This window comes from Gelidibacter sediminis (assembly GCF_004364975.1).
Lineage (GTDB): Bacteria > Bacteroidota > Bacteroidia > Flavobacteriales > Flavobacteriaceae > Gelidibacter > Gelidibacter sediminis.
Window position 1 is genome coordinate 1,395,030 of record NZ_SOBW01000008.1, and the last position, 15,377, is coordinate 1,410,406.

Consider the following 15,377-nt stretch of genomic DNA (forward strand, 5'->3'; position numbering starts at 1 on the left):
CTCATTGCATTAAAATAAATTCCACTTTATGCTGTTTTAGGCGGGCACTTTTAACAATTTCAGGCACTTTGACCAATTTGGGGATTAAAAATGATTTTTCAGTATTATCAATATCCTTATAATTACATTCAACCCTAAAATCTGAAGGCTTTACCATCTTATAATTATTTAAACTAACATTGTAAGCCACCGGAATGGTTTTAGGGAAGAAATTGATATTAGTATCGGCCGGCAAATTAATTATCGTAACAGGAACATTAAAAGTACCCTCAGTAAATTTCTCAACATGCCCTGTTACAGTCACGGTTTTATCAGATATTTTTAACTGTTTGAGAGCTTCTGTCATTTCAATTTGTATCACATTTTTTATATCAGACTTGATATTTTTTAGGTCCACTTTTTTGGTCGTGACCTCGTCAATATTTGCGATTATTTTTTTCGAACCTATTATACGGACGGAATCCGGAGTTATTTTTAATTTAGAGGACATATCGTATCCTGGTGTGTAAGCAATTGAAATATTTGTTTTAACCGGAACCTTTTTAACCGCTAAAGATTGATACGGAAAGCGCAAAGTATCGGGCTGAATGGACAGCACATCTACTGAGTTTTTAAACTTAGCATTTATCTTAGCTACATTTTGCTTAGCATTCCAGATATACATGTTATTTTTAAGGGATACGTCAGATTTAAAATCTATCTGAAAAGTGGGTTTAAAAAATGAATATTTAAGTAGATTGAACCCATAAGCCTTAACGCCTACCTTCACTTTTTTGCTACTGTCAATTTCTACATGATGCTGTTCTGGAACATTTTTGTAAATAATCTCAAATGCAATGGTCTCAGTATAACTTTTAGACAATTTTGTCAACGCCCAAAAACAAAAAGATAATACCAAAAAAGCTCCGAAAACATTTAATTTTCGACTTTTTAAAGATTTAGAGAGCTGAGCCTTAAGTTTATTGAACATGTTTGAAAAACAATTTAGGGAACCTTTTTCGGGGATCTACTTTTAAAAATTTTATAGCTACGGTCGATTTAAGGAACCCATAACCATAACCAAAAAACTGAATAAATATTGCCATTACAGACAATCCTGCTATAATCAGGCTTTTTGAACTAGCAAGGGCAACTATAAACGCAACAAGAATATATAATATATAAATGTACATCAACCATTCCATATTAAAAACAAGTAAAATTATGCCGAGCACAAAGCCAAGCGAAAATAAGGTTGGAAGCCAAAACACAAGCCGTTCTGAGGTAGGGTGCCACAAATTTAATATTGGTCTAACCAAACCAAATTTATAAACTTGCTGATAAAATTTACGCCAAGAAATTCTTCTTTTATGATAGACATAGGCGTTTTTAATAAGTTGCGTTTTAAAGCCCAACTTTGTCAAGCGTAATGCAAGGTCAGGATCTTCACCTGGATGAATAGACCCAAAGCCTCCCGACGCTTCAAATGCCTTTTTTGACAGCCCCATATTGAAACTACGCGGTTGAAACTTTTTAGACTCCTTCCCTCCGCGTATACCACCAGTCGTAATAAATGAGGTCATTGCAAAATTAATAGCTTTCTGCAACTTTGAAAATGAAGCGTGTGCGGCATCTGGTCCACCGTAGCAATCTGTATAAGTTTCAGTTAAACTAGCATGAACAATCTGCAAGTAATCTTCAGGAAGTAACACATCAGAATCCAAGATTATAAAATAATTTCCAGAGGCTCGAGACATACCGTAATTGCGAGAATCGCCAGGCCCAGAATTTTCCTTAACATAGTAGGAAATGTCTAACTGACCATACTGTTTGATAATGTCATATGACGGAATTGTGGAACCATCCTCTACAATACATATACTATAGTTAAAATCGCCTTTTAATTTGCCAAAGCTTTCCAAAAGCTCACCAATTTCGTCAGGTCTATTGTAAACAGGAATAATAAATGAAAAATGTAAGGGCTCCATAACATACAAAGGTAACGAATCAAATCACAAATTTTATCCAATTGCATGCTTTCAAATCTAAAAATATGGAAGCATCGCCTTACAAATAAAAAACCCTTTCAAATATTTGAAAGGGCTTAATAGTTATGTTTGATTTCGAATTAAAATTATTCTTTTACAAAAGCCTCCATGACCTCATTACTTACACCCATATTGCTGAAACCTCCATCATTAAACAAGTTTTGAAGTGTTACTCGTTTTGTAAGGTCACTAAATAAAGTCACCGTATAATTTGCGCAATCTAAAGCTGTAGCGTTGCCTAATGGAGACATCTTTTCAGCATACGCTATAAACCCATCAAACCCTTTAACACCTTGACCAGCCGTTGTAGGTGTTGGTGATTGAGAGATGGTATTGACTCTTACCTTTTTATCCTTTCCGAAGAAATAACCGAAACTACGCGCTATACTTTCTAAGTATGCTTTATTATCAGCCATATCGTTATAATCAGGAAATACACGTTGCGCCGCCATATACGTTAACGCCACGATACTACCCCACTCATTCATAGCATCTGCTTTATAAAGGGTTTGCATCACCTTATGAAAAGACATTGCAGAAACATCAGTCCCTTTTTGCGTCCAATCATAATTTTGGTCAGTATAGTGCTTGCCTTTTCTCACGTTAACAGACATTCCAATGGAATGTAGCACAAAATCAATCTTACCGCCTAAAATTTCTGTAGACTTAGCAACTAAATTCTCCAAATCCTCTAAAGAAGTAGCATCTGCAGGAATGATTTGGGAACCGGTTTTCTTTGCCAATTCGTCAATTTGTCCCATACGCATAGCAATTGGTGCGTTTGTTAAGACAAAAGTACCGCCTTCTTCATGAACGCGTTCTGCAGTTTTCCAAGCAATTGAATTCTCATCCAACGCTCCAAAAATAATTCCTCGTTTTCCTTTTAATAAATTGTATGCCATGTTTTTAAATGTTTTTTAAGTAATGCTAAGCAATTGAGAAGTCAAAGTTAATAAAACTTTAAACGTATCGCTCTCTTTTGATTTGTAAATCTTCAATTAATTGATTGCTTCCTCCCCTCAAAATGCCCTTTGGATACGACTTTTACCGAAAATATTAATTCAGTAATTGTTTGGCATGTTCAATGGCCGAAGTCGACATATTTAAGCCTCCTAACATTTGAGCAATCTCTACTACGCGCTCGTCAGGATTTAAACGTTTTAACTGCGTTTGGGTCACTTCATCAATATCTTCTTTAAACACTTTAAAATGTGTGTCTCCTTTAGCTGCAATTTGAGGCAAATGTGTAATCGTAAACACTTGCATGGTCGTACTCATTTGTTGCATAATGGACGCCATTTTATTTGAAATTTCGCCAGATACACCAGTGTCAATTTCATCAAACATAATGGTTGGAAGTTGGGTGTAATTGGTTAAAATAGATTTTATGGCCAACATTATTCGAGACAACTCGCCACCGGAGGCTGCTTTTTTCAGTTCATTTAATTGTCCACCTTTATTAGCAGAGAATAAAAATTTCAACTCATCTTTACCGTTACTTAAAAAAGAATCTGACCTATTTAACTCAACATTAAAGCGGGCATTAGGCATCCCTAAGGTATCTAAAAGCACTTCCAACTGTTTGACCAACCCAGGAATAGCTTTTTCTCTATTTGTATGTAATTGCAATGCCAACGTATTGAGTTGGTTTTCAACAGTCAACATTTCATGCTCCTTATCTTCAATAACTGCGTCCAAATTTTCTGTTACCGCAACATTTTCTTTAAGCGCATTCTTAATTTGAATCAGATCAGCCACCTCTGCAACAGCATGTTTCTGCAACAAATTGTTAATGATCTGCAATTTTGCATTCACACTGTTCAATCGATTTGGATCAGCCTCAAGAGTGTCCTGAAGAGCTTCTATTTCAGCAAAAATATCGTCTAGTTCAATTAAACTGCTACCAATCCGATCAGAAACAGATTTGTAATCAGCAGCATAGGGCGCCAGTTTGGACAATTGATTTTTAACTTCTGTCAGCTGTGTCAATACACCTATTTCTGTATTTCCCAATAGTTCGTGAGTGGCTGTAAGGCGCTCACCTATTTCTTCAATATTATTTAAGGTTTCATATTCTTCCTCCAAAGCTTCCAATTCACCTTCAACCAAATTGGCATCTTCTAATTCTTTTAATAGAAACAAATTATAATCCAATTCTTTTGCAGCTTCAATCTTTTGGTTTTGAAATTTTTTCAGTTCAGATTTTACCCGCTTGAAAGTCTGTAACTGTCTAACGTAATCTTGTAAAACCGCAGCATTGTTAGCTAGAGCATCTATAACCTGAAATTGGAAATCGTCATTGGTTAATTGTAAGGTTTGATGCTGCGAATGGATATCCAGCAACTGTGCTCCTAACACTTGCAAACTATCTAAATTTACTGGGGTATCATTAACAAATGCTCTCGATTTTCCAGATGGCAATATTTCTCTACGGATGATGGTTTGCGGTTCATAATCTAAATCTTCTGTTTTGAATAGTGCTTTTAGATTGTAGTTGGAGATATCAAAGGTAGCCTCAATAACACATTTTTCTGATGGATTTTTGACACTACTCAAATCCGCACGTTTGCCTAAAATAAGAGATAATCCTCCTAATAGAATTGATTTACCTGCACCTGTCTCTCCTGTGATAATGGTCAATCCGTTGTTGAAGTTGACTTGAAGGCTGTCAATTAACGCATAGTTTTTTATAGAGAGAGCTGTAAGCATTGTTAGGATTTGAATTTTGCTAATATAGAAATAAAATATGACGGCAATCTGAGCTAATCACTTAGACTAGAATTTAATTTCGCGCCATTTTGCAGCGTGCATAGGCGCTACCTTATTAAGAATATCTTTAACGTCTGTAATGTTGACTTTTGGGCCATCACTGAAAATATCAAGAATTTCATTGGCTTTGGCATCAAAAAATACACGCATTAAAAAAGAATTTGGTCGTCTACTGTTCATTGTTGACAAATCATCAAAAACATCAGCAATAGTTTCTTTTGCTTTTTTATCATTCTCGGCCATGACATCCAATCCTTTTCGATGGTAGTTATACATCACCGTTCTAAATTCCTTGAAGGTTGGAGAGAGCACATTATCAATCAGGGCAAACCTTGATTGCTGGCCATCTTCCAATTTCCACCCTTTAAAATTACCTTGTTGAGAATAATTGGTAATGGTTTGCGCCTGTTTGTAATATGGATCGCCACCATTCAGCTCGAAGGTGTCTGCGTCCAATCCTAAAATCATAAAAACATGATATGCCAAAACGGACACGAGGTTAGATTCAAATTGTGTGGGATTATACACGAGATTTTGAAACTCTAAATATTGAAACGTAAAATTCCTATCGTTAAAGTTGTATACTGGTGTATTGTACGAAGAGTTAAAAACAGGTCTTGACGACTGCACCTGAATGGTAGCCTGAAACGAATCACTGTTATAATCTACCACATTAATCACCATACTGCAATCAATACGCTCTTGTGGACCATACGTTTTATTAGTCCATTGCGTATTATTGATAAACTCTGTTAATTGACGTTCTAAGGTTTTAAAAACCTGCACATTTTCATTACCTGTTTGTTGCGCATTAACCACCAAATTACAATTCAATTCTTGCGAAAACATGAATGAAGTGCAGCACAAAAAGAATATACAAAGAAATTTATGCATGGATTTGCTTTATAATTTGATTCATTAAATCTGCAGCGACGTCTTCTTTAGATTTTAAGTCGTGCTCAATGATGTCTTGTCCGTCAGTTATAAATGTAACCTTATTTGTGGCCCCTCCAAAACCAGCGCCATCATCATTTAACGAATTTAATACAATTAAATTTAAATTCTTCGCTTTTAATTTTCCTTTTGCATTTTCCAATTCGTTATTAGTTTCCAATGCAAAACCAACCAGAAATTGATGTTTCTTAATCTGCCCTAAGGATTTGAGTATGTCTTGGGTTTTCTCCATTTCAATAGTGAATGAGTCCGCCTGTTTCTTAATTTTTATATCAGACACATGCTTCGGTCTATAATCTGCTACTGCTGCCGAAAGAATAGCAATATCTACATACTCGAAATGCTCATGCACCGCAGCATACATTTGTGCGGCGCTCACCACTTTAATGACTTTTATAAGACTGTGTGACACGGTTTCGTGTGATGGTCCCGAAACTAAAATAACCTCAGCTCCTAAATTAGCGGACGCCTTGGCAATTTCGAATCCCATTTTTCCACTAGAATGATTCCCTATAAAACGGACGGGATCAATAGCTTCAAAAGTTGGACCTGCAGTAATTAGAACTGTTTTTCCTTTAAGCGGTAATTGATCTAAAACGTCTTGCTCAATAAAAGAGACTATATCTTCAGGCTCTGCCATACGGCCCTCTCCTACCAATCCACTTGCCAGTTCGCCACTGGTAGCAGGGATCATGGTATTTCCAAAACTTTTAAGAATGTCAAAAGATGATTTAGTACTCTGATGTTTATACATATCCAAGTCCATTGCAGGCGCAAAATACACCGGGCATTTAGCGGATAGATAAGTGGCCATCAACAAATTATCGCACACCCCATTGGCCATTTTAGCCATAGTATTTGCAGTAGCTGGTGCAATCACAAAAAGATCCGCCCATAACCCCAATTCGACGTGGTTATTCCAGGTACCATTTTCATCATCGTCATTGACAAATGAAGAGAAAACAGGGTTTTTAGATAAGGTAGAAAGTGTTAAAGGTGTAATGAAGTCTTTAGAAGCAGGCGTCATCACAACCTTTACGTGTGCGCCTGCTTTTATAAATAACCTAACTAGGTTTGCTGTTTTATAAGCAGCAATACCGGCACTAATGCCTAGGAGTATATGTTTGCCGCTTAAAATTGACATCTTAATTATGCTTCTGTAATGTCGTCTTCAGTATTTCTGAAATAGATTTTATCATCTAACCATTCTTGCACAGCAAGCGCGTGCGGTTTTGGCAATTTTTCATAAAATTTAGACACTTCAATTTGTTCTTTGTTTTCAAAGATTTCTTCAAGGCTATCATTGTAAGTTGCGAATTCTTCCAACTTATCAACAAGTTCTCTACGGATGTCTGTATTGATTTGTTCCGCTCTTCTTGAGATGACAGAGATGGCCTCATAGATGTTTCCGGTTGGCGCATCAATTTCATTACGGTTGTAAGTTATAGAACTTACTGGAGCATTTGTCTTTTTTAAATCCATCGTATATATAAAATTAACTTTGTGTATTATAGGTTTGAATTGCTGCCTGCAATTCTTTATTCATTTTTTCAGCTTCAGCGCTGTACTTAGATTCTGGATATGCTTTGTTAAAAGCGTTGTAATATTTTGCGGCAATATCCAAACGCTCTTTACGCTTGTATTCAACACTGTTGATTCCTAATTTAAAAGCAGAATCAAATCGGTAATACATTGCATCTTCTCGAAAACTTGTTCCTGGGTATTCTACTAGAAAATTATCGAAAGCCTTAATGGACGCTTCGTAATCTTCAGATTCAAAATTGGCAATTTGATTGTAAAGCTTGGCAATTTCAAAAGCTTTCTTTTCCAATTTATAATCCAATTCCTTAATTAATGAATTTGCTTCTGGCAGGTACTCAGAATCTGGGTATTTATTAATAAACAATTGCAATTTTTCAATTGCAACTTTAGTTTCTTTTTGCTCTTTACTATAAACCGGAGACAGTTTGTAAAAGCTTTTAGCCGCTAAAAACAAAGCTTCTTCAGCCTTCTCACTTTTGGGATATTGACTTTCAAAACGCTCAAAGTGATATCCTGCAAGATAATAATCCCTCATGTTGTAAAATGAGTTCGAGTACATATATATCAACTTCTCAGCTTGTGGTTTTCCTCTGTATTGCGGAACGATTTGTGCAAATAATCTGTTGGCTTTGCCATATTTTCCAGCATCATATAATTCGGTACCCATTTTAAATTTTGTGGCAATATCTTCAGATTTCAAGGCCTTTTGATATTCGCTACATGAGGAAAATAATACTGTGATCAATAAAATATAACAAATGTTCTTCATCCAATAAATGTGCTTATCTGTATTTTTAAAATGTACTACCTGATTCAATGTGTTCATAAAATAGAATTATGTTTCAACGGTACTTCGACATTTTTAAACAGAATGCAAAAGTACACATTTATAACGTATAATAAAACAAAAAAATTTAAGCTAAAATAAGGGTTGAATTCACGCAAGCCGGACGTTTAAGTATAATTTAACGTTTCTCGTACTAATTAAGTTGTGCAACACTTTTCTTAATTTTTAATTTCAGTGCATCAGAAGCGACAACTAGCGGCAACCTCACTGTATCTCTGGATAAGTTTAGCGCCTCAAACACCGCTTTAATACCTGCTGGATTGTTTTCCTCAAATATTTGGGACGTAACCTCCATGAATTTAAAATGAATTGGATAGGCTTCCTTGGCATTTCCTTGTAATCCTAGGCGGATCATATGTGAAAAATCTTTAGGAAAAGCTTGCCCTAATACCGAGATAACACCTGCACCACCAGCCAGGACTACGCCTAAAGCCAAATCATCATCGCCTGAAATAATTAAAAAGTCTTCAGGTTTAGCTTTTAAAAGTTGCAAATACTGTCCTATATTATTTCCTGCTTCTTTAATTCCGATAATATTTTTAAAATCATTGGCTAAGCGTAAGGTTGTAGTTGGCAACATATTAACCATCGTTCTCCCTGGCACGTTATACAATATGATAGGTTTAGGTGATACAGCTGCAATAGCTTTAAAATGTTGGTAAATTCCTTCTTGTGTTGGTTTCGTGTAATATGGGGCTACTGATAGGATGGCATCTATCCCGTCAAAATCTGTCGTTTCAATTTCTTCAATAATAGCTCCAGTATTACTGCCTCCAATACCAAGAACCAACGGAACCCTTCCATTGGTAGCATTCTTTATAGTTGCTGTCACATCTTTCTTTTCCTGTTTCGAGAGCGTCACACTTTCTGCAGTGGTTCCACAAATGACCAAATACTCTGTACCATTGTCAATATTGTAATTAACAATTGTAGCAAGCGCATCATGATCAATACTCAAATCAGAATTGAACGGTGTAATCAAGGCTACACCGGTTCCAAGAAATTTTGTCATTATATTTTATTTAATATGGTTAAGTACTTTTGTAGTTCTGTTTTAAATAAATCAAACTGGTGTGTAGTGACATCCAGAATAAAATCATAGAGTCTGTCATCAACATTTGAAAGTCCAATTCTGAAATTTGCTTTAGATACTGCAGTAGTCAATTTTAATTCTAAAGCATCATTGTTATAGAAACTGATTAAGGCGTCAAATTTGGTATCTAAAAAAGATTGAAGTTCAGCATGTTTAATGCCTCCATTCCAACCAAAATCCTTTTTGCTGAAATAATTACCCCACAATTTTTCAGTCTTTTTCTCATCCTCAACAAAAATGATGATTTTAATTTTGGGCAATTGCACCCCCAATTCATTAAAATAATTTTTAAATGCTTCAGCGTCAGAAAACTCGCGTGCATCAAGGATAACCCCTACTGATTCCAATTTTTTATCGCTAATTGCAACGTTCTTAGAATTTAACAGTCTGTTGGTGTATTTTTGAATGGATTTTGTCCTAAATGCCTTTAAAATCATTTACTTTTGTTTTCACAAAGGTACTAAACACGCTACATTTATCTATAATCATTTGACAAGTTATTCAATGAAATTTAAAAACTTTTTATTGGTTTTGGGACTTCTATTAAGCGTCTCCTGTAAAACACCAACTGATATATTCAAAATTGAAGCTAAAAATGTAAATATTAATGATAGTCTACAAGCTGACGCCAGCATCGAAAGCTTCATTAAGCCGTACAGAGAACACATTACGAAAGATTTGGATAGCGTTTTAGGTTATGCCGTGGACACTTATTCTAAAACTGACGGCCATTTAAATACCGCTATTGGAAATCTTATGGCAGATGTGGTTCTTCAAGAAGCTGACCCTGTGTTTTTTAAGAAAACAGGAGAACACATTGACTTTGTATTGTTGAATCATGGTGGCATCCGCTCTATTATTTCTAAAGGACCAATTACAAAAAGAACCGCTTATGAAATTATGCCTTTTGAGAATTCAATTGTTGTTTCAAAATTACCAGGTGCACAGATCCAAGAATTATTGGAGTATCTATCTAAAGCCAAACGCGCACATCCTATTTCTAAATTAAAAATAGTTTTGGATAAAGATGCCAGGGTGGTAAAAAGTACTGTGAATAACACGCCTATAGATTTCAATAAAACCTATTATATTGCCACTAATGATTACCTCATTAATGGTGGCGATGGCATGGACTTTTTTAAAGGTAGTGAAGAGGTCATTATTTTAGACTACAAGATTAGAAACGCACTCATTGATTATTTTATGAAAACTGACACTATAAATCCTGTGGCCGACGACCGATTTATACAGTTAAACGATTAGCTCCCATATTGTAAGTAAAATGTAAAATTATGAAAAGAAGAGAATTTATTCAGCAAACAACTGCTGCTTCCGCTTTGATAGGTTTGGGAGGAATAGGTCTGCAATCATTTACTAGTCCTCCTAAAAAGATTACTATTTTACATACCAATGATGTGCATAGTCATATAGACGCCTTCGGACCAGAAAATGGACGAAACCCTAACCAAGGTGGTGTTGCAAGACGGGCTACTCTAATAGAAAGCATCAGATCTGAAAATCCGCATACCTTATTATTGGATGCAGGCGACATTTTTCAAGGCACGCCATATTTTAACTACTATGGTGGCGAATTGGAATTTAAACTTATGAGCATGCTTAAATATGACGCTGCCACCATAGGCAATCATGATTTTGATAATGGATTGGACGGCCTCTATGCCCAATTACCGCACGCTAAATTTGATTTTGTAAGTGCCAATTATGATTTCTCAAATACGATAATGGACAGCCATTCTAAACCCTATAAGACTTTTGTGAAAAACGGTATTAAAATAGGCGTTTTTGGCTTAGGAATTGAACTTGCAGGTCTAGTTGATAAACAAATGTATAAAGAAACGGTTTATCTTGACCCTCTTGAAATTGCCCAAGACATGTCGCGATTATTAAAGGAAAATGAAAAATGTGATTTAATAATTTGCCTGTCGCATTTAGGATATAATTATAGAAACAACGATCAGAAGCCAAGTGATCTTTCATTGGCAAAGCAAAGTAAGGATATTGATCTATTTATTGGTGGCCACACCCATACCTTTCTTCCAAAGCCAACCATAGTTAAAAACAGCATTGGCAAAAACGTTCTGGTAAATCAGGTGGGTTGTTTTGGAATTAATCTCGGTAAAATTGATTTCTATTTTGATCGTGCTAAGAACAAATCGGCCGAAGGCACATCAATTTTAATCTAACTTTGAATGGTTAGATGGTTAGAATTATTGAGCGATTTTCTGCGTTCTTTTAAAAACTCATCTTTAGAAAGTTGTTGGTGGTTAAACACGTATATACAAAGCATGAACAAACCAAGTCCTTGTAGTATATTATGGAAGCTCTCAAACAACCAAAACTGAACATATACCGTTGTGGTAAAGCTTAAAACATCAGCAAACACAAAACAGCAAACAATAGACAGGAATAGTATAGATTGTGACGTTTCCTGACTTAAGTTGACGGCAAAAGCTACAAATCCCATTATTAACAAAGCAATGCCTTTACATACCGCTAAGGTTAAAATGACACTGTCCATAAAATTATCCTGGACATTGGAAAACATAGCATACATAAGATAGGCATTAACCAATAGCACGATAATAAGATACCAAGATACTACGCCCTCAAATTTAATGTGTTTTAAACTTCCCAATAACACAAAGATCATCATTAAATATGTGCCTAATAGGAATGACTCAGATAGTTTAGTTGATAGGGCAAAATTATCAAACACCTGAAATATAATACCTAAAAAATAGAGTAGAAATATGGAGAAAAAAACATTCGCCATAAATCGTTGTCTGTAAAAGTATAATGTGAGTAGCGCAGGAATTAATAGTAAGGCTATCGCATTGGATAATGGTAACACATTATAGAAATATGCAAGGAAATTGCAGATTACAATAATAGTGAGCAACGTAATTATTGCCCAATTTGAGAATAAGGCATGCCATCTTTCCATGGTAGATTTGGGTTAAGTAGGTCCTACAAATATAACAAAAAAACTGAACTTTATCGCCATTATTATGCGTTTCATCGAATAAAATGTTAAATTTTAAAGATAAAATGTTAAATCTAATTTGGGCAACACACTGCAAATTCTAACTTGTAACTGATGTGAGTTTGGTAAGCTTTAAAAGTTAAATGTTGAAGATTGCCTTAAAGAAAGAATGCCAATAAATTAATTTATTGAGGAAACAATTATAGTCTAGAGCATATGAAAGTTATGAGTAAATACTTTACCATTTCGATACCTAGCTCGGTATAATCTCAGGAATTTTTGTTGGTATTAGGAGATCAAGTCTTGGTAAATAGGACCTCTATCATGTTTTTCATAACCTAATCTTGATTGCTGGTAGAAAAACCAAAATGCTATAACAAGAAACAGAGAACAACATACGTTTAGAATATTAATATCAGTAATATAAAAATAAGCCAATTGTATAACTTCAGAAAACACTATAAAAATGGAACCAATAAGCAAATTGATGGATTTTAAATCATCTTTGTGCAAATAGTTGATTAAAGCCACCGTCAATAAAATCATGACTACGGCATTGTATAAAAATTCCATAAAATATTGTGCATAAGAAAGTCTGTGAAGCGCTGTATCTGTAACTATCACTACGAAAAACACATCCAATACTATCATAATAAAAATATGGAATGGGAATTTTTTAATAATTTCAAAAAAGTCCATTGTTCTTAACATCAACAATATTAAAAATACATAAGACAGGATATATAAGGAGTTGACGGTATAATAGAGATAATCTATTTGTACGGCACGCATTTCTGGAAATAGCAAACTCACGAAGTTTATTATTTCAGCGACACAGAAGGTCACTAGAAAGGATAAAAAAAGTGGGCGTTTGTAATTAACGTAATAATAATATAACACGTTAAGAAGAATCAATAACGATACCCTTAAACCAGCAGCTCCTACTTCTAATTGCATAATTTGAAAAGCTACAAATAGTAGGGACAGCGCAATTAAAACGCTTGATAAAATTCTTTTTATAATCATAAATACTGCTTGATTATTCAAATAAACAAGGACAAATATATAAAATTTTACATATAAACCGAAAAGATAGACACTTAATCGATAAAATCATCAATTATGTAAGTAATTACTGTAATAATTTAAAAAAATCGGATTCTGAAATTATAGGGATGTTAAGCTGTTCTGCCTTAGCTCTTTTGCTCGGCCCCATATTGTCTCCCGCAATTACATAATTGGTTTTAGAGGAAATGGAACTAGAAACTTTTCCACCATTATCTTCTATCCGTTTCTTCAATTCATCCCTAGAAATGGATTCAAACACGCCGGAAACTACAAAAGCTTGCCCTTCTAAAATAGTTGTTTGGCCAACGAGTTGCTCAGATGAAATTTCTAACTGTACTCCATATACCTTTAGGCGCTCAATAATTCTTATGTTCTTTTCGGATGCGAAAAAATCAACGACACTTTCAGCTATCCGAATTCCAATTTCATCCACAGTTATTAACTCAAGTGTCGTTGCCTGTCTTAAACTGTCAATATTCTTATAATGTTTTGCTAATTTTTTGGCAACAGTTTCACCCACATACCGGATGCCTAAAGCATACAATACCCGTTCAAAAGGAACCGCTTTAGATGCTGATATTCCATTTATCAAGTTATCTGCACTTTTTTCAGCCATACGTTCTAAGGGAATTACTTGTTCCTTAGTAAGTGTATATAAATCAGAATAATCCCTAATTAAATCTTCCTTTACCAGTAATGCCACAGTTTCTCCTCCAAGTCCCTCTATATCCATCGCTTTTCTTGAAATGAAATGCTGAATACGTCCTATTATTTGTGGTTGACAACCATTATAATTGGGACAGTAGTGCTGTGCTTCACCCAAATTTCTAACTAGTGCCGTACCACATTCGGGACAATTTTCAATATAATGAGTGGGTCTTGAATTCTCGGGCCGTTTACTCAAATCTACCGCAATAATTTTTGGGATGATTTCTCCCCCTTTTTCCACAAACACCTCATCGCCCTTTCTAACATCCAATTTCTCAATTTGATCAGCGTTATGAAGAGAGGCCCGTTTTACAGTAGTACCAGCTAATTCAACAGGTTCTAAGTTTGCTACAGGTGTGATGGCCCCTGTACGCCCCACTTGGTACGTAATTTCGTTGAGTCGTGTAGATACCTGCTCAGCTTTAAACTTATAAGCGATTGCCCATCGGGGCGCCTTGGCTGTATAACCCAATTCATCTTGCTGATGTAAGTCATTAATCTTAACAACCACACCATCAGTCTCATAAGGGAGGTTGTGTCTATGAACATCCCAATACTCAATAAATTCTATAACTTCATCAATAGTATGAGCTAAAATCGCAGCTTTAGGTACTTTAAATCCCCAAGAGCGCGCCTTCTCCAAACTTTCAAACTGTGTGGCAATATTTAAATTACTGCCGGTAATATTATATAACAAACATTCCAATGGACGTTTTGCAACCTCAGCACTGTCTTGAAGTTTCAGACTCCCAGAGGCCGTGTTTCTTGGATTCCGATAAGGCTCTTCTCCTATTTCAATACGGTCTTCATTCATTTTATGAAAACCTTCAAAAGGCAATACTATTTCTCCTCTTATATCAAATTTAGGGGGATAATCGCCTTGCAATCGTAAGGGCACTGAACGTATGGTCTTAATATTTGCCGTTACGTCATCGCCCTGAACGCCATCACCTCGAGTCACTGCCCTATTTAAAACACCATTTATATAGGTTAAACTAATTGATGCACCATCATATTTGAGTTCGCATACAAACTGAACCTTGCCATCAATTACCTTTTTAACACGGGCTTCCCAATCCAACAAATCTTCTTTAGAATAGGAATTATCCAATGAATACATGCGGTGTTCATGAACAACTGTATTAAAGTTTTTGGTAATCTCTCCACCCACTCGTTTTGTTGGCGAATATGCATCAGCAAACTCAGGATGCGCGTCTTCTAATGCTTGTAATTCTTTCAATTTTAAATCGAAATCATAATCACTTATCACAGGCTGGTCTAAGACATAATAATTGTAATTATGCTGATTGAGTTCATCTCGAAGCTGCAAAATTTGCTGTTGAATATCCATGAAAGAATTGAAAA

The 15,377-nt window shown here is 35.3% G+C and carries 15 protein-coding genes; 2 read left to right on the forward strand and 13 right to left on the reverse strand.

Annotated elements, in window-relative coordinates:
- Position 1: 1 nt before the first annotated feature.
- The 10 genes from BXY82_RS12730 to BXY82_RS12775 form a co-directional block, all read right to left on the reverse strand.
- Positions 2-970 (reverse strand): CdaR family protein, encoded by a 969-nt coding sequence (locus tag BXY82_RS12730; RefSeq protein ID WP_133758553.1) that lies wholly within the window; start codon positions 968-970, stop codon positions 2-4.
- Entirely contained in the window at positions 960-1,967 is a 1,008-nt protein-coding gene (locus tag BXY82_RS12735) for a glycosyltransferase (RefSeq protein WP_133758554.1), read from the reverse strand. Before BXY82_RS12735 ends, BXY82_RS12730 begins: the two co-directional genes overlap by 11 nt.
- Before the next feature lie 146 nt (positions 1,968-2,113).
- Positions 2,114-2,929, reverse strand: a complete 816-nt coding sequence (locus tag BXY82_RS12740; RefSeq protein WP_133758555.1) for an enoyl-ACP reductase FabI — start codon at positions 2,927-2,929, stop codon at positions 2,114-2,116.
- A 154-nt stretch (positions 2,930-3,083) separates the two neighbouring features.
- A complete protein-coding gene (gene recN / locus BXY82_RS12745) occupies positions 3,084-4,736 on the reverse strand; it encodes a DNA repair protein RecN (protein WP_133758556.1) in 1,653 nt (550 codons plus the stop codon).
- A gap of 66 nt (positions 4,737-4,802) precedes the next feature.
- Positions 4,803-5,690, reverse strand: a complete 888-nt coding sequence (porD, locus tag BXY82_RS12750) for a type IX secretion system protein PorD (RefSeq protein ID WP_133758557.1) — start codon at positions 5,688-5,690, stop codon at positions 4,803-4,805.
- Entirely contained in the window at positions 5,683-6,894 is a 1,212-nt protein-coding gene (gene coaBC / locus BXY82_RS12755) for a bifunctional phosphopantothenoylcysteine decarboxylase/phosphopantothenate--cysteine ligase CoaBC (RefSeq protein ID WP_133758558.1), read from the reverse strand. Before coaBC ends, porD begins: the two co-directional genes overlap by 8 nt.
- Before the next feature lie 5 nt (positions 6,895-6,899).
- Positions 6,900-7,232, reverse strand: coding sequence for a DNA-directed RNA polymerase subunit omega (locus BXY82_RS12760; protein WP_133758559.1), 333 nt, complete (start codon positions 7,230-7,232; stop codon positions 6,900-6,902).
- A 13-nt stretch (positions 7,233-7,245) separates the two neighbouring features.
- Positions 7,246-8,061: an outer membrane protein assembly factor BamD gene (locus BXY82_RS12765; protein ID WP_133758674.1), complete on the reverse strand. Its 816-nt coding sequence runs from the start codon at positions 8,059-8,061 to the stop codon at positions 7,246-7,248.
- 211 nt (positions 8,062-8,272) lie between these two features.
- Positions 8,273-9,151 carry a 4-hydroxy-tetrahydrodipicolinate synthase gene (gene dapA, locus BXY82_RS12770; RefSeq protein ID WP_133758560.1) on the reverse strand — a complete coding sequence of 293 codons (879 nt, stop codon included), beginning with the start codon at positions 9,149-9,151 and terminating at the stop codon, positions 8,273-8,275.
- Complete coding sequence (locus BXY82_RS12775) at positions 9,151-9,669, reverse strand: DUF6913 domain-containing protein (protein ID WP_133758561.1); 519 nt, start codon at positions 9,667-9,669, stop codon at positions 9,151-9,153. The genes dapA and BXY82_RS12775 overlap by 1 nt, the downstream gene beginning before the upstream one ends.
- Positions 9,670-9,736: 67 nt before the next feature.
- On the opposite strand from BXY82_RS12775, the gene BXY82_RS12780 reads away from it, so the two are divergent.
- Both BXY82_RS12780 and BXY82_RS12785 read left to right on the forward strand, forming a co-directional pair.
- On the forward strand, positions 9,737-10,495 hold the full coding sequence (locus tag BXY82_RS12780) for a 5'-nucleotidase C-terminal domain-containing protein (RefSeq protein WP_133758562.1): 759 nt from the start codon (positions 9,737-9,739) through the stop codon (positions 10,493-10,495).
- A 29-nt stretch (positions 10,496-10,524) separates the two neighbouring features.
- Complete coding sequence (locus BXY82_RS12785; protein WP_133758563.1) at positions 10,525-11,436, forward strand: bifunctional metallophosphatase/5'-nucleotidase; 912 nt, start codon at positions 10,525-10,527, stop codon at positions 11,434-11,436.
- Here BXY82_RS12785 and BXY82_RS12790 read toward each other — a convergent pair.
- The 3 genes from BXY82_RS12790 to ligA all read right to left on the reverse strand — a co-directional run bounded on the left by BXY82_RS12790 (position 11,433) and on the right by ligA (position 15,363).
- Complete coding sequence (locus BXY82_RS12790; RefSeq protein WP_133758564.1) at positions 11,433-12,197, reverse strand: hypothetical protein; 765 nt, start codon at positions 12,195-12,197, stop codon at positions 11,433-11,435. The genes BXY82_RS12785 and BXY82_RS12790 overlap by 4 nt on opposite strands.
- 327 nt (positions 12,198-12,524) lie before the next feature.
- Positions 12,525-13,193 (reverse strand): hypothetical protein, encoded by a 669-nt coding sequence (locus BXY82_RS12795; RefSeq protein WP_133758565.1) that lies wholly within the window; start codon positions 13,191-13,193, stop codon positions 12,525-12,527.
- 175 nt (positions 13,194-13,368) lie between these two features.
- The gene (gene ligA, locus BXY82_RS12800) at positions 13,369-15,363 is read right to left on the reverse strand and encodes an NAD-dependent DNA ligase LigA (protein ID WP_133758566.1); all 1,995 of its coding nucleotides are present in this window, start codon (positions 15,361-15,363) and stop codon (positions 13,369-13,371) included.
- Positions 15,364-15,377: the final 14 nt, after the last annotated feature.

What these genes read in the sequence shown, in the direction of transcription:
- coaBC (WP_133758558.1), bottom strand. Translation starts at nt 6,894, where the DNA reads ATGTCAATTTTAAGCGGCAAACATATACTCCTAGGCATTAGTGCCGGT.
- BXY82_RS12740 (WP_133758555.1), bottom strand. Translation starts at nt 2,929, where the DNA reads ATGGCATACAATTTATTAAAAGGAAAACGAGGAATTATTTTTGGAGCG.
- BXY82_RS12780 (WP_133758562.1), top strand. Translation starts at nt 9,737, where the DNA reads ATGAAATTTAAAAACTTTTTATTGGTTTTGGGACTTCTATTAAGCGTC.
- recN (WP_133758556.1), bottom strand. Translation starts at nt 4,736, where the DNA reads ATGCTTACAGCTCTCTCTATAAAAAACTATGCGTTAATTGACAGCCTT.
- porD (WP_133758557.1), bottom strand. Translation starts at nt 5,690, where the DNA reads ATGCATAAATTTCTTTGTATATTCTTTTTGTGCTGCACTTCATTCATG.
- BXY82_RS12765 (WP_133758674.1), bottom strand. Translation starts at nt 8,061, where the DNA reads ATGAAGAACATTTGTTATATTTTATTGATCACAGTATTATTTTCCTCA.
- BXY82_RS12795 (WP_133758565.1), bottom strand. Translation starts at nt 13,193, where the DNA reads ATGCAATTAGAAGTAGGAGCTGCTGGTTTAAGGGTATCGTTATTGATT.
- BXY82_RS12785 (WP_133758563.1), top strand. Translation starts at nt 10,525, where the DNA reads ATGAAAAGAAGAGAATTTATTCAGCAAACAACTGCTGCTTCCGCTTTG.
- BXY82_RS12790 (WP_133758564.1), bottom strand. Translation starts at nt 12,197, where the DNA reads ATGGAAAGATGGCATGCCTTATTCTCAAATTGGGCAATAATTACGTTG.
- ligA (WP_133758566.1), bottom strand. Translation starts at nt 15,363, where the DNA reads ATGGATATTCAACAGCAAATTTTGCAGCTTCGAGATGAACTCAATCAG.
- BXY82_RS12760 (WP_133758559.1), bottom strand. Translation starts at nt 7,232, where the DNA reads ATGGATTTAAAAAAGACAAATGCTCCAGTAAGTTCTATAACTTACAAC.
- BXY82_RS12735 (WP_133758554.1), bottom strand. Translation starts at nt 1,967, where the DNA reads ATGGAGCCCTTACATTTTTCATTTATTATTCCTGTTTACAATAGACCT.
- dapA (WP_133758560.1), bottom strand. Translation starts at nt 9,151, where the DNA reads ATGACAAAATTTCTTGGAACCGGTGTAGCCTTGATTACACCGTTCAAT.
- BXY82_RS12730 (WP_133758553.1), bottom strand. Translation starts at nt 970, where the DNA reads ATGTTCAATAAACTTAAGGCTCAGCTCTCTAAATCTTTAAAAAGTCGA.
- BXY82_RS12775 (WP_133758561.1), bottom strand. Translation starts at nt 9,669, where the DNA reads ATGATTTTAAAGGCATTTAGGACAAAATCCATTCAAAAATACACCAAC.